At 40.0% G+C, this 24,155-nt stretch carries 23 protein-coding genes; 2 read left to right on the top strand and 21 right to left on the bottom strand.

Annotation, left to right across the window (positions count from 1 at the left end):
• Positions 1-4: 4 nt before the first annotated feature.
• From ftsA to V7L95_RS14140, 18 genes are all read right to left on the bottom strand, one after another.
• On the bottom strand, positions 5-1,327 hold the full coding sequence (gene ftsA, locus V7L95_RS14225; protein ID WP_073413426.1) for a cell division protein FtsA: 1,323 nt from the start codon (positions 1,325-1,327) through the stop codon (positions 5-7).
• Positions 1,328-1,486: 159 nt separating this feature from the next.
• Positions 1,487-1,855, bottom strand: coding sequence for a small basic family protein (locus V7L95_RS14220; RefSeq protein WP_003210988.1), 369 nt, complete (start codon positions 1,853-1,855; stop codon positions 1,487-1,489).
• Positions 1,855-2,580, bottom strand: coding sequence for a DUF881 domain-containing protein (locus V7L95_RS14215; RefSeq protein ID WP_007499758.1), 726 nt, complete (start codon positions 2,578-2,580; stop codon positions 1,855-1,857). Before V7L95_RS14215 ends, V7L95_RS14220 begins: the two co-directional genes overlap by 1 nt.
• A 20-nt stretch (positions 2,581-2,600) precedes the next feature.
• Positions 2,601-3,290 (bottom strand): DUF881 domain-containing protein, encoded by a 690-nt coding sequence (locus V7L95_RS14210; RefSeq protein WP_035392136.1) that lies wholly within the window; start codon positions 3,288-3,290, stop codon positions 2,601-2,603.
• Positions 3,287-4,066: a cell division protein FtsQ/DivIB gene (locus V7L95_RS14205; protein WP_046527246.1), complete on the bottom strand. Its 780-nt coding sequence runs from the start codon at positions 4,064-4,066 to the stop codon at positions 3,287-3,289. The genes V7L95_RS14210 and V7L95_RS14205 overlap by 4 nt, the downstream gene beginning before the upstream one ends.
• Before the next feature lie 136 nt (positions 4,067-4,202).
• The gene (murB, locus tag V7L95_RS14200; protein WP_144625904.1) at positions 4,203-5,114 is read right to left on the bottom strand and encodes a UDP-N-acetylmuramate dehydrogenase; all 912 of its coding nucleotides are present in this window, start codon (positions 5,112-5,114) and stop codon (positions 4,203-4,205) included.
• Between the two features lie 30 nt (positions 5,115-5,144).
• A complete protein-coding gene (murG, locus tag V7L95_RS14195; RefSeq protein ID WP_144625906.1) occupies positions 5,145-6,239 on the bottom strand; it encodes an undecaprenyldiphospho-muramoylpentapeptide beta-N-acetylglucosaminyltransferase in 1,095 nt (364 codons plus the stop codon).
• Between the two features lie 198 nt (positions 6,240-6,437).
• The gene (gene spoVE, locus V7L95_RS14190) at positions 6,438-7,538 is read right to left on the bottom strand and encodes a stage V sporulation protein E (RefSeq protein WP_007499768.1); all 1,101 of its coding nucleotides are present in this window, start codon (positions 7,536-7,538) and stop codon (positions 6,438-6,440) included.
• Positions 7,539-7,597: 59 nt separating this feature from the next.
• Positions 7,598-8,953 carry a UDP-N-acetylmuramoyl-L-alanine--D-glutamate ligase gene (murD, locus tag V7L95_RS14185; protein WP_048002853.1) on the bottom strand — a complete coding sequence of 452 codons (1,356 nt, stop codon included), beginning with the start codon at positions 8,951-8,953 and terminating at the stop codon, positions 7,598-7,600.
• Entirely contained in the window at positions 8,954-9,928 is a 975-nt protein-coding gene (gene mraY, locus V7L95_RS14180) for a phospho-N-acetylmuramoyl-pentapeptide-transferase (protein WP_340966928.1), read from the bottom strand.
• Positions 9,929-10,064: 136 nt separating this feature from the next.
• The gene (locus tag V7L95_RS14175; RefSeq protein WP_144625908.1) at positions 10,065-11,540 is read right to left on the bottom strand and encodes a UDP-N-acetylmuramoyl-L-alanyl-D-glutamate--2,6-diaminopimelate ligase; all 1,476 of its coding nucleotides are present in this window, start codon (positions 11,538-11,540) and stop codon (positions 10,065-10,067) included.
• Between the two features lie 211 nt (positions 11,541-11,751).
• On the bottom strand, positions 11,752-13,671 hold the full coding sequence (locus V7L95_RS14170) for a stage V sporulation protein D (RefSeq protein WP_017359366.1): 1,920 nt from the start codon (positions 13,669-13,671) through the stop codon (positions 11,752-11,754).
• Positions 13,672-13,796: 125 nt separating this feature from the next.
• Complete coding sequence (locus V7L95_RS14165; RefSeq protein WP_024720306.1) at positions 13,797-15,947, bottom strand: penicillin-binding protein; 2,151 nt, start codon at positions 15,945-15,947, stop codon at positions 13,797-13,799.
• Positions 15,948-15,954: 7 nt separating this feature from the next.
• On the bottom strand, positions 15,955-16,302 hold the full coding sequence (gene ftsL / locus V7L95_RS14160; protein ID WP_008344998.1) for a cell division protein FtsL: 348 nt from the start codon (positions 16,300-16,302) through the stop codon (positions 15,955-15,957).
• A 36-nt stretch (positions 16,303-16,338) separates the two neighbouring features.
• Positions 16,339-17,271: a 16S rRNA (cytosine(1402)-N(4))-methyltransferase RsmH gene (gene rsmH, locus V7L95_RS14155; RefSeq protein WP_007499781.1), complete on the bottom strand. Its 933-nt coding sequence runs from the start codon at positions 17,269-17,271 to the stop codon at positions 16,339-16,341.
• A 66-nt stretch (positions 17,272-17,337) separates the two neighbouring features.
• Positions 17,338-17,769: a division/cell wall cluster transcriptional repressor MraZ gene (gene mraZ / locus V7L95_RS14150; RefSeq protein ID WP_003211163.1), complete on the bottom strand. Its 432-nt coding sequence runs from the start codon at positions 17,767-17,769 to the stop codon at positions 17,338-17,340.
• 127 nt (positions 17,770-17,896) lie between these two features.
• The gene (gene bshC, locus V7L95_RS14145) at positions 17,897-19,516 is read right to left on the bottom strand and encodes a bacillithiol biosynthesis cysteine-adding enzyme BshC (protein WP_156060504.1); all 1,620 of its coding nucleotides are present in this window, start codon (positions 19,514-19,516) and stop codon (positions 17,897-17,899) included.
• A 64-nt stretch (positions 19,517-19,580) separates the two neighbouring features.
• Positions 19,581-20,474, bottom strand: a complete 894-nt coding sequence (locus tag V7L95_RS14140) for a 2-dehydropantoate 2-reductase (RefSeq protein WP_017367189.1) — start codon at positions 20,472-20,474, stop codon at positions 19,581-19,583.
• 210 nt (positions 20,475-20,684) lie between these two features.
• Between V7L95_RS14140 and V7L95_RS14135 the strand changes: the two genes are divergently transcribed.
• Positions 20,685-21,164, top strand: a complete 480-nt coding sequence (locus V7L95_RS14135; RefSeq protein ID WP_008345006.1) for an N-acetyltransferase — start codon at positions 20,685-20,687, stop codon at positions 21,162-21,164.
• Positions 21,165-21,217: 53 nt separating this feature from the next.
• On the opposite strand, the gene gerR is transcribed toward V7L95_RS14135, so the two are convergent.
• The 3 genes from gerR to V7L95_RS14120 all read right to left on the bottom strand — a co-directional run bounded on the left by gerR (position 21,218) and on the right by V7L95_RS14120 (position 22,609).
• Positions 21,218-21,757: a sporulation-specific transcriptional regulator GerR gene (gene gerR / locus V7L95_RS14130; protein ID WP_008345007.1), complete on the bottom strand. Its 540-nt coding sequence runs from the start codon at positions 21,755-21,757 to the stop codon at positions 21,218-21,220.
• A gap of 138 nt (positions 21,758-21,895) precedes the next feature.
• Entirely contained in the window at positions 21,896-22,069 is a 174-nt protein-coding gene (gene rpmF / locus V7L95_RS14125; protein ID WP_008354700.1) for a 50S ribosomal protein L32, read from the bottom strand.
• 21 nt (positions 22,070-22,090) lie between these two features.
• Positions 22,091-22,609, bottom strand: a complete 519-nt coding sequence (locus tag V7L95_RS14120) for a DUF177 domain-containing protein (protein ID WP_008345010.1) — start codon at positions 22,607-22,609, stop codon at positions 22,091-22,093.
• A gap of 26 nt (positions 22,610-22,635) precedes the next feature.
• Here V7L95_RS14120 and V7L95_RS14115 point away from each other — a divergent pair, with 26 nt between their 5' ends.
• The gene (locus tag V7L95_RS14115) at positions 22,636-24,063 is read left to right on the top strand and encodes a nucleotidyltransferase (RefSeq protein WP_224559779.1); all 1,428 of its coding nucleotides are present in this window, start codon (positions 22,636-22,638) and stop codon (positions 24,061-24,063) included.
• Positions 24,064-24,155: the final 92 nt, after the last annotated feature.

The raw sequence follows: 24,155 nt of genomic DNA, 5'->3' as shown, positions 1-24,155 counted from the left end.
AGTTCTATTCCCAGAACATATTAAATAGTTTTTTCATTTTGCCCGGTTTTTTATTTGTCTCTTGTTGCGCTTTTTGTTTCACTTTCGGTCTTGGCTGAGCTTCTTTTACTTGTGATGTAGAAGAAACCGGCTCCATGGACGCGCCTACTTCATGAAATGCTTCATCCGGCATTTGGAATCCAACCTGTCTGCCCTGAATCTTTGCATTGCGATAAGCAAAATGGATCAAGCCCACTCCTGTCATATATTGAGGTTCCCTGACCCCAATATAATTAGGACTTGCGATTCTTACATTGTTTTGTAGGACCGTTTGTGCCAGAGAAAGGATACCTGGTATAGCTGCCTGTCCACCTGTTAGAACGAATCCGCCAGGCAAATCGTGGACACCCATATTGCGTAATTCCTCTGCCACAAAAAGCAGAATCTCTTCCAATCGCGCTTCGATGATATTGGCTGCTTCAAGTTGTGTATACGTCTGTTTTTGGTCCGTACCGATGACGGAAACTTCAAATGTCTCCTCAGACGATGCCTCATCATAGAATGCATGCCCAAATTGCTTTTTGATTCGTTCAGCTTCTTCAGTGGAAGTTCTAAGTCCTATAGACAAATCTTTTGTAATGTTCTCTCCGCCCAATGGGATACTGTGAGTAGAATAGAGATGCCCGTTTTCAAATACGGATATCGTAGTAGAGCCGCCGCCAATATCGACAAGAGCTACCCCTAGATTTTTTTCATCTTTCGATAACGCTGCTGAACCCGATGCGAGTGGCTGCAAGCAAATATCCATAATTTCAATACCAGCCCGCTCTACACATCGGAGCCAGTTATGTAGAATCGTTTTAGAACCTGTGATTAACGATCCATCCACTTCTAGCCGTACACCTAGCATTTTTTTCGGATCTGTGATCTCATCTCTTCCGTCGACGATAAATTGTCTCGGAATGACGTCTACTACGAGATGTTCTTGCGGAATAGATACTACCTGTGCAGCATCCAAGACACGTCTCACATCTTCAGCATGTATTTCTTTATTTTCACTAGACACTGCGACAACGCCGCTCGTATTCTGAATATGAATGTGGTTTCCGTTAATTCCGACTATCGCCTTTTGTAAAGGAAAACCTACCATTCTCTCAGCCTGTTCAAATGCTTGTCTAATAGAATGAACTGTTTCATCTATATCAACAATCGATCCTTTTTTTAACCCCTCTGAAGGGACATTTCCAACACCTATAATGTTAAGCGAATCATCCGCCATTTCTCCGACGATGACTTTTATATTGGATGTACCGATGTCAAGGCTGACGTAAATTTCATTGTTGTTCATTCTATGGCACCTCCTCACATATCAATACTTTCTATTCTATTATTTGCTGAACAACAATACAATGAATGTGTTTTTACAAGTGTGTAACAAAACTTAAAAAATCAACATTTTTTATTAGGATTACTGAAAATATTCGTTACATCATATGTATATCCTTTTTTATGACTCACTTTTTTTCTTTTTTTCTCTAGAAATTGTCCATTTTGTTAGTAGAATTCTTCGAATAACGGCGATATTTTGAAACAATCTAACACCGAATGCAAACATTCCGACTAAATACAAGTCTACACCAAGATGGACGCCCAGAAAAGCTAAACTTATTGCGAGTATAATATTAAAGAAGAAACCTGATACAAACACTAGTTCATCGTATGCCCCTTGCAGATGTGCTCTGATTCCACCAATCAATGTATCAAGCGCAGCAAGTACGGCGAGGGAAAGATAGTTAGAATACTCATTCGGTATCGTAAAATTCGTTAAGAAACCGATCGCAACTCCTATGATTAAACCAAGTACAGGAAGCCACATTAAGATTTTCCCTCCTTTACATCGTCAAGAGGCTTCAATTCATTTAATTGAATTGTACCGTCAAATGCTTTTAAATGAATTTTTTTCTTCGGCGGTCTAATACTCAAACTGAAATTTTCCTGAGCAAACAAATCACCAATATCTGATACATTTAAACGGCTGTATAACTTATCGGCCTGCTCGCTGACCATCTTAATCGTGACTGTATCACCATCTATGCTGTAACCATCCATTTTCGTCGTACCATTAATATCTCGAATAACACTGGTGTTAATCACCCGGTGTTCATTAATGGAAATATGTTTTGCCCCAAACATATTGGCTTCGTTGATTAATTTTTTTAGAAGATCAGGTGGTATATTTTTGACTTCTTCTCCGGTAAGTTCCTTAGAAAAAAGCTGAGTAATTTCTATTTCAACTCCTTCACCCGTTACCTCTGTAAAACCAGCCTTTTCTTTCAAATCCTTCAACGTTTTTGTTAATTGTGCTTCTTTTGATTGATCTTCTTGGTTGCCATACTTTTTTAGCATTTCATCATATTTATCAATTTCTTTCAATAAATCCAGTTCTTTACTTTTAGATGCAGATAAATCCTCTCTTAATTCCCAAACGTCTCGAGTATCGCGAACTTTAGGCTTTTGTAGAGAGTTAAACTGGATGGAGACCATGATGCCAAATATGACCATCAGGACTGTCAAACTAAGTAATGGCTTCTTTTTCCTCAACACCACTCACCTTTTCACATTTAATCTTTGTTTCTTAGAAGAGGATTCATACGAATATCCTTCTTTTCAATCGTCATGGAAATATGATCACTTGTCAGCTGATCAACCACCCCGCCTGCAATGTTTAATGCAGGAATTAAAACAGCTGGATCTCCAATAGCAGAAATGACAAATGGTGCTGGATGTTGAACACCATCAACCGTGACGACTGGACCGTTACAATGTATGTATGATTGGTGTGTGATTCTTTGTCCGTTTATAGCTACAGCAGATGCCCCTGATATAAATAGTTCGTTTATCACATGGAAAATGTGGCTCTCATGCACAATGTAATTATTGACATTTTGTCCACTCGGGATATAAGATGCATCTTCAAGAGATACTTTTACCCCTTTCCCTTTTACACCTATTTCTCCTGTAAACATTCTGTATTTCTCAACATCTTCCAAAACATTGAAATACTGCTCTTTTTCATTTTTCAAACCAAACTCTGTTTCTTGGACTTTTGATTGAAGACGATAAAGTTCTTTTTCAAGTTTTTGATTCGCCTTTTCTTGTTTTGTTAGCTGACTTTTCAAAGAATATTCTTTTTTCCATTGTTCGGTTCGATTGACATCTGCTTGATGCTGCTTCGTATATTGGTATGAAAAAGAAATCAGAAATCCAAGAACAAGCATTACAATTGAGAATATGACGGTTTTGCCTCTCAACGTTCATCTTCCTTTTTCTTAGATTTAAAAGCTTCAAAATACGTAGCTACTTCCATATGAATCGTACCTTTCTCAGAGGACGAAAGCTCTTTGACAATGGCAGGGTACGTCGTCATTTTATCTGCGAATGTTTTAATTGATGCAATAACGGTGTTTCCATCATTCATATAAAATTTAACGAGCCACTGATTGGAGCTAGTCGGTACGTAATATACTTCTGAGATTAGTTCCTGAATAGAAGCCGGCAGTTGATTTAGAGCTTTCACTGTTTGCTTCAATTTCTCTTTATTGTCCCAATCGACAAAAATAGGTCCTGCGTGACTTGGTGTTACTTCATCTGGCAAAGCCGTCCCGTTTTCAAGAAGCTCATAATAAAAATGTCCCTTTTGCAGATACGCAATATTTGCATACTCTTTGACAGCAATACTGACTTTATTAGGGAAATGTTTTTTGATATTGACACTTTTAATCAATTTATTTTGCTTTATATGGTCTGCTGTCATATCTTTATTTAAATTCCAAAACTCTGTCTCGCCTTCTTTAATTTGCGAAAGTTTAACGAGCTGTTTTGTTGGTACATGTTCATTACCGGTAATGGTTAAAGAAGAAATTTTACTGATTGGTGTTTGCAAATAGACAATAATTAAAACCATGATAAAAAACAGCAAAATAAAAGAGATTAATCTCCGATTCGCTTTCTGCTTCCTTTGTTCTTTAATTTTAGGGATTCGCTCTTCTATATTGACGATCTTTTCATTTTCATGATCAGGCCGCATATATACTCTTCACCTCATTCAAAGCTGCTTGTCCGCACCTTTGGATCATTCTTTATCTCATATTGATTAGAAAACAAACGGCATGAAAAAATGCCGTTTGTTTTCCTGTGATACCATCATTCATAAGTAGTAGCCTTTAATTTGCTTCACCAATAATTTCTACTTCTGTATGCATCTCTACATTGTAGTCATCTTTGATTTTCTTTTGAATGTACTGAATTAAGTCGAGCACATCTTGAGCCTTCGCCCCACCAGCGTTGACAATAAAGTTTCCGTGCATATCAGAAATTCTAGCCCCGCCAATCTGATATCCTTTTAAATTCGCCTTTTCTACAAGCTGTCCTGCATATTCAGGTAATGGATTTCGAAAAATACTGCCGGCGCATGGTTTATTATACGGTTGTGTTTCCTTACGATAATCTTTATTTTGCTGCATTTTCTTTGTGATTTTCTCACGTTCGTCCTGTTTAAGCTTGAACACTGCTTCGAGAACAATTCCAGGGCGTTCCTTTTGAAGCACAGAAGTTCGATAGCTAAAGTTCATTTGCTCATTAGTTAACCACTCGATCGTTCCATCTTCAAATAAGACTCTCGCTTTCACAAGAATCTTGCTGATGTCAGATCCATGTGCCCCTGCGTTCATATAAACAGCGCCACCAATAGAACCTGGAATACCAGCTGCGAATTCCAATCCTGACAGCCCCTGCTTACTAAGAGACGTAGCAAGTCTTACAACTGAATAGCCTCCGCCAGCTGTAATTTCTTCATCATTGACAGTTAAGTGATCAAGCCCAGCGCCCAGCTTTAAAACGACCCCACGAATTCCTTTATCAAGAACAAGTAAATTGGACCCTCTCCCAATGACCGTCCATTGAGTATCATGTTTTTTCACCTGATCCATAATTGTTTTGACAGCATCGACATCTTTAGGGATGACTAATAGATCGGCCGGTCCGCCTATTTTCATTGTCGTATGATTTGCAAGCGGTTCATTTTCAAGTACTTTACCAACTTGCGCTTCTAATAATTCATTCTTCAAGTTCTCCATATTACCCTCCGCCTTACCTCATATCATTCATCATGAAGTCGTAATTTCTTTTAACACATTATATAAACGTGTGGCCGCATCTGGTACTCCGAGTTCTTTTGTTAAACGGCTCATTTGATGTAGTTTCTCGTCATTACCAGCAATTTCATCAATTGCATGAAGCAAGCGATCTCCAGAAAGCTCTGATTCTCTTAAAACGATCGCAGCATCATGTTTTTCAAGTGATCTTGCGTTAATTTCCTGATGATTTGCGGTCACGTATGGACTTGGAATGAAGATGGTCGGAATTCCAAGTGCCGTCACTTCAGCAATCGTTGTGGCTCCCGCTCTTGCAACAATGACATCAATTGATTTTAAATACTCCGGCATTTGATGCAAGAAAGGCTTTGTGATCATATTCGGTGCTTCACCTTTTTCTTTTAATTCGTTCAGCACTTTTTCATAATGAACCTCACCTGTAATATATAAAAGCTGATAGTTCTTTGCCTTTAATTCATCTTGCATGTCAATCACTGCTCGATTGATTGGAGCTGCACCTCTGCTCCCGCCAAAAATGAGAACTGTTTTTTTCTTCTCATCCAGCCCAAACTCTTGAAGAGATTTTCCCTTTTTAATAGAGACGACTTCAGAGGCTCTTGGGTTTCCCGTAAAAACAACCTTTTCTGAAGGAAAGTGTTCCTTTGCTTCTTCAAAACAGATGGCTACTTTATTCACATACCGTGCCAGAAACTTATTTGTGATGCCTGGCAGGCTATTTTGTTCGTGAATGATCGTTGGGATTTTTAGCTTAGACGCAGCATAAACAACTGGACCACACACATAACCACCTGTTCCAATAACAGCATCCGGCTTAAATTCTTTTAAATAAGATTTACTTTTTTGGACGCCCTTTAGAAACCTCATCACTGTTTTTACATTATCAAAGGAAAGCTTTCTTTTAAAACCTGAAATTTCAATTGATTTAAAAGGGATATTTTCTCTTTCTACAATTTTCTTTTCAAGCCCATTCTCAGTGCCAATATATAAAAATTCCACATCAGGATGCAGTCTTTTCACTTCTTTAATAAAAGCTAGAGCAGGATAAATATGCCCGCCTGTTCCGCCTCCACTAATAACTATACGCATTATACCATTTCCCCTCAATTTTTTTCTGCTCTGAACAAAGTATAAACCCTGTTTTAAACAACAGGGCTCCGTCAAAACCTGTAAAGAAGAGTCAATCATCATGTTTTCGAAACAGAAACTGCCATTTTCACTCTTCAAATCATTTTTTCATACTTTTGCAAAATAAAAGTCTATATGGTTTCATGAACTATCAGCACATTAATATCTAGCATACCTGCTTACATTCAAAAGTACGCCAATTGCCATCAGCATTAATGTCAGTGATGAACCGCCATAACTTAAGAATGGGAGTGTGATGCCCGTCACAGGGATGAGACCAGTGACAACTGCGATATTAATCATTACTTGAATGGCAACCATTGAGATGATACCCACTGCCAAGAAACTTCCATATAAATCTGGTGCCCCGAGGGCTATTCTAATGCCTCTCCACAATAGAACACTAAAGAGCAGCAAAATGAGTGATCCACCTATAAATCCAAGTTCTTCAGACAATATAGCAAAGATAAAGTCTGTTTGAGGCTCAGGCAAATAGAAGAATTTTTGTCTACTCTGACCTAGCCCCATTCCAAACAGACCGCCTGGACCGACAGCGTATAAGGATTGAATAATTTGAAACCCGCTGCCAAGTGGATCCTCCCAAGGATTTAAATAAGATGTAATTCGTTTTATTCGATAGGGTGCTGATAAGACAAGTGCGGCAAATCCGCTAAGCCCTAAAAGACCGAGAAAGATAAAGTGAGCGATTCTCGCACCTGAAACAAATATCATAATAATACAAGTTCCAACCATAACCGTTCCTGTACCTAGGTCCGGCTGCAGCATAATGATGGCAAATGCAGAAAACACAATGCCTAGTGCTGGGGCGAAACCTTTACGAAAGGATGTGATATTCTTTTGCTTTTCAGATAAGAATTTTGCAAGAAACGCAATCATCGCAAGCTTCATAAATTCAGAGGGCTGAATACTAAACGCACCGACACCAATCCAGCTTCTTGAACCATTTCTCTCCATACCGATACCAGGAATCAAGACAAGCACGAGGAGGAGAAAACACACTGCAATCAGTATCTTTGACCAAGTCCGCCACGTCCAATAATCGACCCGCATAATGAAAAACATTGCGATAACTCCGATTCCGGCAAACAAAAGCTGTCTTTTTGCAAAATAAAACGAATCATCAAATTTATACGATGCCCACACAGCACTTGCGCTGTACACCATAATTAAACCAATCGTCAATAAAAGTAACGTAATGACAACAAGCAAAAAATCCGGAGAAGTTTTCTTATTCGTCAAGAGACCGACACCCCAAGCATAATTTCATTTGGGCTGTCAGTCATATGAGAGACAAGCCCTTATTTAAGCATATGCACGGCGTTTACAAACATGTCTCCACGTTCTTCAAATGTTTTATGCTGATCCCAGCTTGCACAAGCTGGAGACAATAAAATCACGTCTTCTTCTTCAGATATGCTAAACGCCGCAGGTACTGCTTGTTCAACATTATCGACATGTTTTACGTGATGTATTCCCAGCTCTTCACCAAGCTTCACAAACTTAGGCGCAGTCTCACCAAATGTAATCATTCCTTTTACATTCTTCATAAAAGGTTTTAATTCATCAAATTCATTGCCACGATCCAGTCCACCTGCTAGTAAAATGGTCGGCTGCTTGAAGGCAGACAAAGCTTTACTTGTTGCCAGTATATTGGTCGCTTTACTGTCATTATAAAATTTTCTATTTTGAATCGTCTCCACAAATTGCAAACGATGCTTCACTCCACTAAATGTAGTAAGAACTTGTGCAATCGCTTCGTTTGAGCAGCCTGCATTTTTTACAACACAAATAGCTGCTAGAATATTTTCTTGGTTATGCTCACCAGGAAGAACAACATCCTTTAGGTCAATGACATGTTCATTCATATAGTAGATGGCACCATCTTTAATAAACGCTCCATGTGCTACCGGCTCTTTAACAGAGAAAAACACTTTTTGCGCTTTCGAATCTTCTGCTAGTTTGACAACAGATGGATCATCTAGGTTAACCACAGCTATGTCATCTTCCAGTTGATGTGCATACACTTTCTGTTTTGCTTTTTCGTATTCTTCACGCGTGTGATGATAGTCTAAATGTGCGTCAAAAATATTTAATATTAAGCTGATTTTAGGTCTGAATTCAACGGTTCCCATTAACTGAAATGAAGAGAGCTCAGTTACGATCCATTCATCGCCCGCTGCACGCGCGGCAACTTCACTTGCGACCGTTCCGATATTACCTGCTACCAATGTTTTTTGGCTGTCTTTTTTCAACATTTCATAAATCAAAGTAGTCGTGGTCGTTTTTCCATTTGATCCGGTAATCCCAATAAAAGGAGATGAGGTCAAATGATACGCCAATTCTATTTCAGTCCAAACTGGAATTTTTCGGCGAAGCGCCTCTTGGACCATCACATTCTCATAAGGAATTCCAGGGTTCTTAATTAAAATCGTAATTTCTTTATCGTCGAACACACGAAGAGGATGACTGCCACAAATGACATCAATCCCCTTTTCAGAAAGTAACTGAGCAGGCTCGTTTTCTTCAAAAGCTTTTTGGTCATTGACCGTCACGTTTATTCCGTGCTCGTGAAGAATTGAGGCTGCCGCATATCCGCTTTTTGCAAGGCCTAGTACTAGTACATGTTCGTCTTTTAACATTTGCATCCTATTCAATTATAACCACACCTCGATGTAAATTCCTAAAACAGCAAGCAATAAACCAGCTGTCCAGAAGGTGACAACTACTCTCCACTCAGACCAGCCAACTAACTCATAGTGGTGGTGAAGCGGGCTCATCTTAAAGATTCTTTTTCCAGTTGTTTTAAAGGAGATGACTTGAAGGATAACGGATAACGTTTCAACAACAAATACTCCTCCAATAATGACGAGTAAAATCTCAAGTTTCGTTAAAATGGCAATGGCCACTATGGCACCGCCTAAAGCAAGCGATCCCGTATCACCCATAAATACTTTTGCAGGATGCGCATTAAAGACAAGGAACCCAAGGACAGCGCCTGCTACTGCTACCGAAAAGATCGCCACATCATACTGAGATTGATTCCAAGCCAATATAGCAAAAGCTCCGAATGCAATAGCAGCTGTTCCAGATAATAAACCATCAAGTCCATCTGTAAGGTTTACCGCATTAGAACCACCGACAAGCATGAAAACGACGAGGATAAAGTATGCCCATCCTAAGTCAAAGCTGACATCTGTTCCTGGAATGCGAATAGTCGTTACAAACTCATAATAATGGAAGACTGCATAGAAAATCACAGCAATCACAATTTGCCCGATCAGTTTTTGTTTCGATGTTAAGCCAAGATTTCGCTTCATCGCTACTTTAATATAATCATCTAAAAATCCTAATAATCCGTAGCCAAGGGTGACAAATAACAATAAAAACATTTCTGGACTAATCTCAGAGAATTTGTTAATCATCACGATCGTTGTAATTGTAATAGAAAAGATAATCATAATTCCACCCATTGTTGGGGTACCAGATTTCTTTTGGTGAGACTGAGGTCCTTCTTCTCTAATACTTTGACCAAATTTAAGCCTTCTTAAAAACGGAATAAAAATCGGGGATAAAAGAACACTGATTAAAAATCCCATTATGATTGTAAACAATATCACCTGTTCAAGCATTGTTCTTTACTCCTTCCGAATTTCCAAAGCCGTTTTCCATTAGAAAATAGCATTCATTATTATGATATTCATTCGTGTCTTTCGTATGTTGTTTTTGTACAAAATGCTTCATTTCATTACACTCTTTTCATCATTTTTAAGATTTGTTTAGATCTAAAATAGCGTCCGCTGCCACCTTGGCATCATCAAAGTCATAGACTTGATCACCAATGATTTGGTACGTCTCATGGCCTTTTCCAGCTATTAAGACTGTATCGCCCTTTTTTGCATTAGCAATGGCAAAAAAGATGGCCTGTTTCCGGTTCACAAAGCTGTGATAATAGGCGTTTGGCACGCCATTTTCCATGTCTTTCAAAATGGCTGATGGATCTTCACTTCTTGGATTATCTGATGTAAAAACAGGCTCATCTGCATATTTCACAGCGATTTGGGCCATCTGAGGGCGCTTGGTTTTATCACGGTCGCCCCCGCAGCCAACTACACAGAAAATTCTACCTTCTGTTAATTCTCTGCACGTAGTCAGTACATTTTCTAAACTGTCAGGTGTGTGCGCATAATCAACGATGACTGGGAAGTCTTGATCAAAATTCACAAGTTCGAATCTTCCTTTGACTCCCTCAAGTTCTTCAATGGCACTAACGATCGTTTCAAACGTTAAGCCTGATACAATTCCTACTGATACAGCTGCTAAAATGTTATACACATTGAATTTCCCAATAAGGGCAACCGTCACATTTTTTGTGCCGATTGGGGTGATCAAATCAAATTGTGTTCCCTTTGGTTTTATTTGAATGTTCTTTGCCATTACATCTGCTTCTTGCTCTAAGCCATACGTCATAATTTCAGCAGCTGTGACTTTTTCAAAATCACTAGACGCTTCATCATCTGCATTTAAAATGGCATGCTTCGGCTTATCATGCTGAAAGGCACTTCCGAGCTGGGAAAAGAGCAAGCTTTTTGCATGTTTATATTCTTCCATTGTGTTGTGGTAGTCCAAGTGATCTTGGGTAAGATTTGTAAAGACGGCAATATCATAATCACATCCATGAACACGCCCAAGATGCAAAGCATGTGATGATACTTCCATAATGGCCGTATCTACATCTTGATCAAGCATCTGCTTAAAGGTCTTCTGAAGGGTGACACTCTCAGGTGTTGTGTTTTTCACTTCGAGAATTTCATCGTTTACCTTCATATACATCGTACCGATTAAACCTGTTTTTTTATCGGCTTTTCTCATGATTTGCTCAATCATGTGTGTTGTGGACGTTTTCCCGTTCGTTCCTGTAATACCAATTAGATTGAGTTGATGAGTTGGCTGTTCGTAAAAAGCATCTGCTATTCTTGCAAGTGCTCTTTGAGAGTGTTTTACAATAATGACTGGTACATCTGTTATGTGAAGTCGGTGTTCTGCTACAATCGCTGCAGCCCCGCTTTTCACTGCTTTTTCAGCGTAATCATGTCCATCTACTGTATAGCCTTTTATACAGACAAAAAGACTCCCTTTTTTCACTTCTCTTGAATCCATTTCAATGGAAGTAATCTCCGGATTTTCGTTTATCAGTTCATTGTTTTCACTTTTAAAGTATGTAAGGAGTTCTTGTAATTTCATTTCATATCAAACCTCTCAAATTCGTTCACGTGCATGTCTTGTGAAAAAAACACACAGTCTATATTTTATCGTAAAAAAAAGGATACATCCAGCGTATTCCTTAAGTTTCTCTTGGAAAAAGCACACTTTATGCTCTTTTTTTAAAGCGACCCTTCTCTTTCAACAAAAAGAGGCAGCCGAATGAGTGCGGCTACCCTCTGTTCATTCTTTATTATTCATCATTTAAGTATAATCGGATCGTGGAACCTTCTTTGACCTTTGTGCCGGCAGCAGGCGATTGCTTCACCACTTTACTGCCAGTTCCTGAAGCATCAATCTTTAGATTAATCAGGAGTGATTCAAGGTCAGAAACAGATCCTCCTACAAGATTCGGTACCTCAATGGTTTTTGTGTCCAGCCATTGGTACTTCTTTTCAATTTGTCCTTTTCTTTTTTTCACGCCCATTTCAGGCAGACTGTCTCGCATAATATGGCCCACAATAGGTGCTGCTACTGTCCCACCAAATTGAATCGTGCCTTTTGGGTTATCTACTGCTACATATACAACAATGCTTGGATCATCCGCAGGTGCAAACCCGATAAATGACACAATGTGGTTATTTTCCATGTACTTTCCGTCTTTTACTTTCTGTGCTGTTCCTGTTTTTCCGCCCACCCGATATCCTTCAACGAATGCATTCCGACCAGTTCCTTGAGCGACTACGCTTTCAAGGGCATACCTGATTTCTTTAGACGTCTCCGCTGAAATGACTTTCTTCTTGGCAATTGGTGATTGCTTTTTCACTACCTCTTTTGTAATTGGATCGATCCATTCTTTTGCAATATACGGCGTGTAAAGCGTTCCTCCATTTACTGCGGCTGCCACTGCAGCTACTTGTTGAATCGGCGTAACAGATACACCTTGACCAAAGGCTGTTGTTGCCTGTTCTACAGGACCAACACGATCAAGCGGGAACAAAATTCCTCTACCTTCTCCTTGAAGGTCGATTCCTGTCTTTTGACCAAAGCCGAAATTTTTAATATAAGAAAATAGTTTATCTTTTCCAAGACGGTCGCCTAGCTCGACAAATCCTGGGTTACAAGAGTTTTGTACCACTTCTAGAAACGACTGTGATCCATGTCCTCCCTTTTTCCAGCACCTGAGTCTTGCGCCATCCACTGTCACAGATCCGCTGTCAAAAAAATGATCACGTTTTAAATTTACTTTATTTTCTTCCAGGGCAGCTGCCAGTGTAATGATTTTAAACGTCGATCCTGGCTCATATGTGCTCCACACCGGTAAGTTTCGGTTAAATACTTTTGAATCAACTGATTGATAGTCAGCCGGATCAAAGTCAGGTCTGCTCGACATTCCCAGAACCTCACCATTTTTCGGATTCATGGCAATGGCAATCATACCATCTGGGTTATATTTTGCCTGAGCATTGTCTAGCTCTCGTTCGATGATGGTTTGTACTTTTGAATCAACGGTTAATTTCATATCAAGCCCATCTTTAGGCGGTGTATAATCATCTGCTTCATCTGGCATCTTTTGCCCTTTTGCATCAGAATAAAATTTCACAGAGCCTTTTTCACCTTTTAGGTCATCATCATAGTACGCTTCTAGCCCAAGTAAGCCTTGATTATCAATTCCAGCAAAACCTAATACATGAGATAAGAAACTTCCAAACGGGTAATGTCTAATGCTGTCCTCTGCTACATAGACTCCATCTAAATCAAGCTCTCTGACTTCTTTTGCTTTTTCATGAGATACTTTTCTCCCCTCTGGGGAAATCCGCTCTATAGACGTTTTCTTGGTGACATGCTTGTACGCTTTCTCCTCAGACATATTCAGCACTGCTGCTAATTTTTTGCTTGTTTCTGCAGGGTCTTTCACCTGCCGCGGCACGACTAAAATAGAGGGAGCACTTTTGTTCGTCGCCAGCTCCACCCCATTTCGATCCAAAATATCTCCTCGTTCTGGTTCAAATGGAAGGTTACGGCTCCATGAATCTTTCGCTAAACTTGTCAGCTTCTCGCCCATAATAAACTGCACATATCCTAATCTAGTATCTATGATGAAAAAAATGATCACCCCAAACAGCAGCACGAAAAGCAATCGTTTTCTCACTGTTACACTTGACACTCGCACGCCCGGTTCACTCCTTACATATGGCTTGTTTTCATCATATGCAGGCTCGTCTTTTTATAGAACGATCTCGTCCATCGCTCAAGCAAAAGAAAAAAACCTAGCAAATGATTTGCTAGGTTTTCAAGTTAATTTGGACTTTTGAAGGTCACTGTGACGACTTTATCTGAAATCTCCGCTCCACTTTTCACGCTTTGTTTGACAGCATATCCTTGTCCATTTGTTTCAATATGCACACCTGAAATAGACGCATATTGAAGAACTTCCCTTCTGGACCAGCCTGTCATATCAGGCATTTTAATGGTTTTCCCTGCTGTTTTCAAAAAGACTTTCTGGCTTTCAGAGAATTCAGAGCCCGCATTTGGCCATTGGCGTTTAATGGATAGACCGTCACCAATGACAACAGGTGATAACTTTTTGTTTTTTGCTTCTGTTTCTGCCTGTTTCACTTCTAAATCTAGGAATGACGGCATTGTTTCTTGTTTTATTTTCTGTTTGCCAGATTTTTTATCATCTGTTTTTGTTGGTGCGATATTTAAATAGAGCAAACTATTTTTCATCACAGGGTTAAAGATTTCTGAAACAGGGGCAGAGCCTGTTTGTGTTTCAGATAGCTGAGGCTGTTGGACAGCCACATAAACGAGCAGCTTCGGATCATCTTTTGGTGCCATTCCCATAAATGAAAAGACGTAATCGTTTCTCCCTTGAAGGTAGCCGCCAGCACCGCCAATTTGTCCTGTACCTGTTTTCCCAGCGACATCAAAACCTTTGATTTGATATGGCTGTCCTGTGCCAATTTTTGAGGAAACGACCTCACCTAAAATGTCACGGACTTGCTTCGCTGTATCAGAAGAAATTGGTTTTCCAGCTACTGTTGGTTCGTGCTGTAAAATTGTTTTGTTTGTGTTCGGGTCTGTAATATGATCGATTACATATGGCTTCATCATCGTTCCACCGTTTGCAATGGCTGTCGCCGCTTCAATTTGCTGAATTGGGGTAATCGCGGACGCCTGACCATAAGCAGTCGATGCTTTGTCATATTCGTATCTGAAATTGATTTTACTAGACGCTTCGTTCGGCAAGTCTATGCCTGTTTTGTCATAGAAATGGAATTTTTGCAAGTATTGTTCGTAGCGTGTGAAACCTAACTTTTCTTTTGCCAGTTTCGCAAAAGCTACGTTTGAAGAACGAAGAACACCTTCATGAAAATCAATTTTCCCCCAGCCATTTCCGTTGTTATGGTCTCTTACAAGACCGCCGCCTACTTTATAAGTACCAGACTGATACTTGTCACTGCCTTGGTACACTCCTTCTTGGATAGCAGCAGCGAGTGTAAAAATTTTCATCGTTGAACCTGGTTCAAATGCGTAAGAAATGACATCGTTGTTATAATTCGTAATGTCGAGTTCATTTAAATTAAAGCTTGGCCGCTGTCCCATTGCAAGAACTCTTCCAGTTTTCGGATCAACGACTGTCGCAATGATTTTCTTCGGCTTATATTTTTTAGCGACCTGCGTCATACTTTCTTCAAGAAATGCCTGAATTTTTTGGTCGATGGTCAGCGTGACGTTTTTCCCGTCTTTCGGGGCAACGATGTCTTCTTTACTATTCGGAAGTGCCCATCCGCTTCTGTCGCTGTTATATGTTACATAGCCATCTTTTTCTTTTAAATATTTATTCAGAGCCTTTTCTAGACCCATTGCGCCTGACATGTCCTTCGTTGCTTCATCTAATCTAGCGTAACCGATTAAGTTCGAAGCAAACATGCCGTTTGGATAATACCTCTTTGTGTCTTTTTCAAAGGCGATCCCAGGAAGTTTTAGCTTTTCAATTTTTTCCTTTGTTGAAAAACTAATATCCTTTCCGGCTTTACCAAACTCAACTTGGAACGCATCCTTTGTATTCAGACGCTTTAAAATTTCACTCTCACTCATATCAATGACTTTTGACAGCTCTTTTGCTGTCTTTTCTTTGTCAACGACATGCATCGGATGCTTTGGATCGACCGTCATTTTCTTGCTCATGATTGCAATTAGCTTATACACAGATGTATCTTCCGCAATCACATTGCCATTTCTGTCTAAAATGGACCCTCTTTTGGCTTCAAGTGTTTTTTTCGATTGATATTGTTCATTGGCTTTTGCAGCTAACACTTGTCCATCGACGGTTCCCGTAATCTGAATATAAATAAAACGTGCAAGGATGATAAAGAAAAACAGGGCGAAGCAAATACTCGCAATTGCCGCGCCTCTGTTCATCATTTTATTCTTTTTAGGCATCGCCATGTTAATCGACCTTCTTAACATCTTTCGATATGCTTAAGCCCGCTTTTTTAGCGGCTTCAATGATTCTCTCTGGTTCACTTAGTAAGTCTTTTTCCTTTTGCAGTTCAGTGATCTTTTTCGATTCTAAAGACACTTGCTGTTCTAGTTTCTGCACTTCGATATTTGCGTGATAAACAGCAAAGGCTTTCGAAATGATGAGGATCGAGCTGCACATGAGAGCCATGACAAACATGACAAGTAAGATTTTTTCACCAAGTGTAATAGAACCTCTTCTTCTAATAACAACCGATTGACCTTGCTGCTCGGTTTGATGTTGCTTTACTTCTCTTTGGTAAGCCAAATTACTCATAAGAAACCTCCTTTTTATCATCATCTATGGTGTCGTTTACTTTTTTTCTGCAATTCGGAGCTTCGCTGAACGGGCACGGTTGTTATATTCCAGCTCTTGTTCTGATGCAACGATTGGTTTTCTCGTGATCAGCTTCAGTTTTGGTTCAAGTCCTTCTGGAATCACTGGTAGTCCGTGCGGAAGTTCTGGAAGAGAAGACATTTCTTTAAATGTACTTTTACAAATCCGATCTTCAAGTGAATGGAATGTAATGACAGAAATTCTCCCCTTCGGATTGAGTAACTCTATTGCTTGTTCTAGTGCTTCTTCAAATACTTTCAATTCGTCATTTACGGCAATTCGGATCGCTTGAAACACTCTTTTCGCTGGATGTCCGCCTTTTCGTCTTGCAGGTGCGGGAATTCCTTCTTTAATAATGTCGACAAGCTCACCTGTTGTTTCAATTGGCGCTTTTTTTCTAGCTTCTTCAATTTTGCGTGCGATTTGCTTGCTGAATTTTTCTTCCCCATATTTGTAGAAAATCCGAACTAGATCTTCAAATGGCCATTCATTCACCACTTGTTTTGCCGACAAAGCAGCGGTTTGATCCATTCGCATGTCAAGAGGTGCATCATGGTGATAACTAAAGCCTCTCTCTGGTGTGTCAAGCTGAGGTGATGAAACCCCAAGATCAAAAATCACACCGTCTACGCTTGTAATTCCTTGTTCATTCAGACGTTCTTTTAAATATCGGAAGTTGCTTTTTATGAAAAGAATGTTCGCTTTAACATGTGCGAGCTTCTCTCGTGCATGATCCAGTGCAGCATCGTCTTGGTCAAACCCAATCAATGTACCTTTTTCTGATAATTGAGATAGTAAATATGAGCTATGACCTGCGCCGCCTAGCGTGCAGTCCACATATGTACCGTCTTCTTTGACGTTTAAACCGTCAACTGTTTCTTTTAATAATACTGTCTCATGTTGAAACATGATGATATGGTCCCACCTTTTTCAAATAGAAATGAATGTGTAGAAAGCTTGCTGCACAAGGGATTATTATATATCAAATCCAATCATGTTTTCAGCAATTTCAGCAAAAGAATCTTCTTGCTCTTCTGTATATTGTTCCCAGATCGACTTACTCCACAACTCAATTCGATTTGAAACGCCGATGACCACACATTCTTTTTCGAGTTTTGCATATTGGAGTAGATTGGATGCGATGTTAATGCGCCCCTGCTTGTCCAGATCACATTCAACTGCGCCGGAGAAGAAGAACCGGGTAAACGCACGTGCATCTTTTTTCGTTAGCGGCAGTGCTTTGAGTTTCTCTTCAATTAGTTTCCACTCACTCATAGGGTAGCCAAATAAACATTGATCAAGCCCTCTCGTCAGCACAAACTGTTCTCCGAGACCGTCTCTAAATTTAGCAGGGATGATCATGCGCCCTTTTGTATCAATCGTATGTTGGTATTCACCCATGAACATGATATCAGAGCCCCACTTTCTCACCCATACTCTCCACTATCCACCACTTCTCTCCACAAAACTTATTTTACACTGTTTCTACATAAAAAAAAACCCTGAACTAGTCAGGGTTCATTAAAACTTTATTTCAAAGTTTGACAATTTGTTGCTTGTTTTGAAATGAAAATGGCAGATTTTTGAACGTTTTGAAGAATTCTGGACCATATTTGTTTAAAAAGTACATGATATTCCAAATTCTTTCTTGTGGTGCTTCGAGTGGTTTTAAACTATTTTCAATCCGTTCAAAATCTCGAAGGATGTATCCTTCCTTCTCTTCCACACGCTTTGCAACCTTTTGATAAACAAATTGAAGCTGGTCTTCTATAAATTTGGCATTTTTATCTAATAGCTGTTCAAAGCTTGGTTCGATCTCTAGCGCTTCTTGTCTCATTGCCTCGTGAACATTCGCTAATTCACGTTTGGCATGTTGAACCGATTGAACAAAGCTGTCTGGAAGACTTTGCTGAAAGTGCGCATCCTTCTTTTCTTTCACGCCTTTTGTCAGCACTTCTTCAACCGACAATTCTCTTATCGGCAGCTTCTTATCAATGTGCCTTTCAAGAATGGTGACGTGCAGTCTTGGAAGAACGGGTGCCATTTTGACATCGAAGTACTCGAAGATGCCTTTCAGCTCACCCCAATAGTTCACTTCACCGTGTCCAGCCATAAAAGCAAGCGTTGGAAGAAGGGTTTCCTGCATCAATGGACGTGTCACCACATTATTGCTAAACCGCTCTGGGTGCTCCTCGACTTCCTGCAAAAGCTCATCTTTTGTCCAAGTAAGCCCCACTTCAGATATAGAAAATTGGCCATTCTCTTTTTCAATGAGGAAACGTTCATCATCATATTCGTAAAACAAGTTGGCTTGATGGTCACCAGCTTCAATAATCGGCTGATACCCCGCTTGTTTCATGGCAGCCTGCGTGTTATTTAAGCGAGCCACGATCGCATCACTCGACTCCACAATTTGCTTGAATAACGTACGTTCAAGTGGCTTCACGCCGAAGTCTCCTGAATTCAATAACAGCAGTCCATCTTCTTCAAATAGATCACAAACAATCCACTCAAAGAAATCAGTAAACGTTTCTGATTTGCGTAAACATCGAAGAAGCTGATCAAACAAGTCATTGGTGTAAGCAGATTCCTCATAGGTTGAAAATACATCACGAAGCCATCTCTCTGTTTTCTCTTGGTGGAGAGGTGTTCTTTTCGCAGCTGTTTTTTTCACATGATGTAATGGAAGCTTTTGTTTGACTGGGCCTTTTTCGCCAGACGTGTACACAAAGTTAATTTCGTCTACGTCGTGATCTTCACCCGCTACCCAAAAGACCGGAATAACAGGAACGCCAAGCTCTGATTCTTTTTCTTTGGCAAACTGAATAATGGAAATGATTTTATGTATGGTATAAAGCGGACCTGCCAGTAAGCCTGCCTGCTGTCCTCCAACCACCATGACGCTCCGTTCATCACGGATCTTCTCAATATTCTCACGCATCGCAGCCGAATCAAATTTTGCATGATATGCGCTCATATAATCCGCTAAAGCCTCGCGCGGGAAGCTCCTTTCCATGAGATCGTCGTATCTCTTTTTCCATGTGTGCTCAGAATGTATATCATAATCAAAAAAAGCAGTCATCTCTTTTTTTTCTTCTATATAATCACGTATGAATAAATTCTGACTTCGGATGGAAAGTTCAGTCAATTGCATGTTTAGAACTTCCTTTCTTCAATAAATAGTTAGTTTCCCGAAAAAGTATAGCATGTAAATGAGCTCACTCAAAAGATTTTGTTTGCTTTTTTTCCAATACTTCCAAGCTTCTATTCAAGAAAGTGAGGAATGGCGGCGTCATCCCTTGACCTTGAGCTTTTTTTAAAAGGTAGCCAATGATTGCTTTTCTTTCAGTTTGGCGGCCTTTGACGATATCTTGCAGCATCGACGATTGATTGGCAGCCGTTTGATGGCAAATTGATTTCACATGAGCCCATAGACGATCTTTCTCAAGCAACCCTAGAATGGAAACCGCTTCTTCAAATGCACATGTCATCATATGTTCATATGACGGGTTCGATACCAATTCCCCATTATTCACATGTAATAAAGCCGTCAACGGATTAATACACACATTGACGAGCAGTTTTTCCTCCAGTATCTTTTTCCATTCATCTGTATAAATCATTTGAAAATCGTCCGATGACAATCCATTACTCATAGGTCCTTTTTCCTCATGCAGAAATGCTCCCCACTTGATGACACCAATTCCTGTATGATTTACTGCGCGATCAGACACCTTTATTGCGCCATGCTCTACTACACCAATATATAACTGATGTGCCGCTTTCCAGTTCTTTAAATCGAATAAGTGGGCCATTCCGTTCTGCAAAAATAAGATCCGCTGACGAGGCAGTCCTGATAATTCACTTAGAACATCTTGCAGGTGATGATACTTCACTGTCACAATCAGCAAATCAAATATTCCTTTGACTCCCGTATCGGCCCCAACAGCTGATTGAATGGTTTCCCCTCTTACCATTCGTTCAATGCCTAATGCTCGAATTTCTTCTGCCTGCTGTTTTCTTCTTGTAAAGAGGGTGATGTCATGATGCTCTGATAAATAACTGGCACAAAGCAGACCAATCGCACCACCGCCAATGATTCCAATTTTCAATTGCCGCACTTCCCTTTTTCTGTTTACTTCATGTTATCAACTATTTTACCAGTTTCGTGCTACGATGCAAAAAGCAGATAACGCGCTATGATTGAATTTTTTTAATTAAAAAACTATAATAATAAGTGTAAAAACTTTTTTAGGCGGATGGGATGAAAACGCCTTCAATGACATCACTGTCGACATTATGTGTGTAAGGGGGAAGATCACATGACACAAGTAAAACGTCTTCTGATTAACTACAAAACATTAGAGGAATTTAAACAATTTAAGGAATATGGCATACAAGAACTTTCCATGCTTGAAGACCTAGAAAGTAATATGATTGAAAATGACAGCAACTCTCCATTTTATGGGATTTACTTTGGAGATAAGCTTGTGGCACGTATGAGCCTCTATCAAGTAGATGGCTCGACGACGACGTATTTTGACCATAATCATGATTATCTAGAGCTGTGGAAGCTAGAAGTGCTGCCAGGATATCAGCGTAAAGGATACGGCGAAGCGCTTGTTGATTTCGCAAAATCTTTCGGCCTTCCAATTCGAACGAATCCACGCGTCAAATCTGCCAGTTTTTGGGATAAAATGGGCTTTGAAGCGGTGAAATATGATATGGAACGCGATAAAGGAGAAAACCCACTCATTTGGGAGCCTGCACATATTCAAAAGAACACAGGTGAGTCCGCTTAATCATTTTAATCAATAAGAAAACGCCCCTCTTTCCATCTGTGAGGGGCGTTTTCTTATTTTGCGTAATCTTTTAAGCTGATATTCTGTTTGACTCTTTCAACAATACCAATAAGTGCCCGGTAATCTTCTTCTGTCATTTTTAATTGACGCTTCAGCTGTTCATTTTCTTCGGCGAGTGATTTTAATTGATGCTGTGCATCTTTAAGCTCCTCCCGTAAATAAGCTGGACCAGATGGTTCTTTCTCAAGCTGCTCTAGAAACCGAATTACTTCTCGAAGCGTCAGTTCAGTCTGATCAGAAGATGCCTTCTCCTCTATGGTGAACGCATGCTGCGGTAAACCCGAAGAATGGATACCAATTTTTTTACGCAGTTCTTTTCGCTGTTTTTTGGCAAGCTCAATGCCTGCCTGGTACTGCTTTCTGACGTAAGAATTCCACCTGAATCCACATGCTGCTGCTGTTCTTGACAATGCTTTTCCAACCTCTTCAAATGCTGAAAGCTGGGTACCGCCATCTCGGATATGCCTTAAGACAACTTCTGCTAAAAGTAAATCTTCATCTTGTGTCCATGCGTCCTGCCGTGTAATCGTCAACTCATCATCCCCCCTGAATCTGAATACCACATCATATGCGCTTACTAGAGTAGATAGACTATTTGCAGGAGAGAAACCTAAAAAATAGATCAATAAAAAAACGCAAGGGAAGATTCCCTCACGTTTTTTTATCAAGCATTAGTTGCTTTTTACGTCTTTGCCTTTGTATGTTCCGCAAGATTTGCAGACACGATGAGAAATTTTCATTTCACCGCATTCTGGGCAAGCTACCATACCAGGTACTTGTAGTTTGAAATGCGTACGACGCAATCTTTTTTTCATTTTAGAAGTTCTTCTAAAAGGTACAGCCATTATTCCCACCTCCTTAAAGAGTTAAGATTCATTATTTTCTTCTAAGAGCTTCTTCAAGCCTTCCAGACGAGGATCAATTCGGTTTTGATGTGCATCTTCCGAAATGACCGCCCAGTCATTCCCTTCCTGTGGTGCAGCACCTTTTACATCAGCTTGGTCGCAAAAGATTTGCATGGGCACTTCAAGAAGAATTTCTTCCTTGACTATAGGCGTTAAGTCGATGATATCGTCTTCTACAACAGATACGTCTTCATCTTCTATATCGTCTGTCTTATGAAGTACAAATAGTTCTTTTGTTGAAATCGCAAATGGATAATTTACATCAACAAGCGTTCTTGAACAAGGCAATGTCATTTCACCTGTGATGGTTAAATCAAATGCGACTTGCTTTGATTCGATCACTCCAGTCCCTTTCACCTCTACTGGTGAAATACGACGTATATCTGAATGAAGGCTAGTAAGTTCATTTAAGTCAACCGTCTCATGAAAATCGAAGCTGTTTTTAGCTTTTTGATGTAACTGATAAACTGTCCATTTCAATTGTATCACCTCTAAGAGCAACAAACATGATTATAGCTTTCATCATGCTATTTGTCAATATTTTTTCTTTACAGTCCTTCATGACGTCAAAGGGCTGTTTGACATCAGTTCTCGGAATGCCTACACTGAAAAAAATGGTCTTCATTTTTCCCTTATGCTACTGTAGCACAGACCATTTAACCATAGCAAGAAAGGCGGAACATCTATTGAAAGCAGTGGGAGTCGTTGTCGAGTACAATCCATTTCATTATGGGCATGCCTATCATGTGAACCAGGCGAAAAAACAAACCTCCTCAGATGTTGCCATTGCCGTCATGAGCGGTTCTTTCCTCCAGCGCGGGGAGCCTGCCATCGTTTCAAAATGGGCACGTACAAAAATGGCACTGCAAAACGGTGTAGACATTGTGTGTGAGCTTCCATACATATATGCCGTACAAAAGGCAGAAACCTTCGCCAATGGCGCTGTGTCCATCCTCGATGCATTAAAATGCCATTCTCTTTTTTTCGGCAGTGAGGATGGAGAGATCAAAGCATTTGAGCGCACAGCACACGCTTGGCATGAAAAAAAGGCAGAGATTGACCTTTTAACAAAAGAAAAGGTGAAAGAAGGTCTTAGTTATCCCGCAGCAGCAGCAGGTGCGTTTCAAGAGGCCATTCATTCTGAACACTTACTGGATTTGTCCAAACCAAATAACATTTTAGGCTTTCATTATGTTAAAGCCATCTTAGAGAGAGCTCCTCACATGCAGCCTTTTACGTCTCAAAGAATTGCATCTGATTATCATGATGAAGAACTACCTGACAACCAAAAAATCGCAAGCGCCACAAGTATCCGAAAAGCTTTAAAAGAACAGAGCTCATTTCAAGCAGTCACGCCCTACCTCCCGGACGCTACTTTAAAGCAATTACACGACTATCATTCTTCATATGGTCTTTTACATACGCAAGAAGCCTATTTTCGCTTTCTGAAACATGTTTTTCATACAATGGATACGAGTGAACTAGAGGGCATCTATGAAATTGAAGAAGGCATTGAACACCGCATGCAAAAAGCCATGACACATGCGTCTTCCTACGAAGAGTATCTATCACTTGTCAAAACAAAACGATATACGTGGACAAGGTTACAGCGGATGAATACGCATCTATTAATGAACGTGAAGAAAAAGACGATGCACGCGCTGCTTGAAGAGAAAAAAGCGCCCTATATTCGTTTACTTGGAATGACAAGGAAAGGACAACAGTACTTGTCTCTTGTAAAAAAAGAGTTGGATGTACCACTTGTGAGTAAACTGTCTTCCTTTTCACATCCCGCCCTTGATCTTGATATTCGCGCTTCAAGGGTGTTCAGCCTTCCCATCTGTGAACCCATGCAAACAGAGTTAACAAAAGCAGAGTTTAAAACATCACCGATTCGATATGATGAAGAGAGCGGACTCTTTTCATCTCGATAAAAAAAAGCAGCCTGATTTGAAGTGACCCCCTAAATTTAGACGCGGTTTTTTATGAGATAGCTTTCGAGGCATGAGTTCGATATTGTATCGGA

Origin of the sequence: Bacillus sp. PPSBB_11 (genome assembly GCF_038023285.1) — a bacterium.
GTDB lineage: Bacteria > Bacillota > Bacilli > Bacillales > Bacillaceae > Bacillus > Bacillus altitudinis.
The sequence above is the reverse complement of the archived record's forward strand: the minus strand, read 5'-3'. Positions and strand labels throughout refer to the sequence as shown.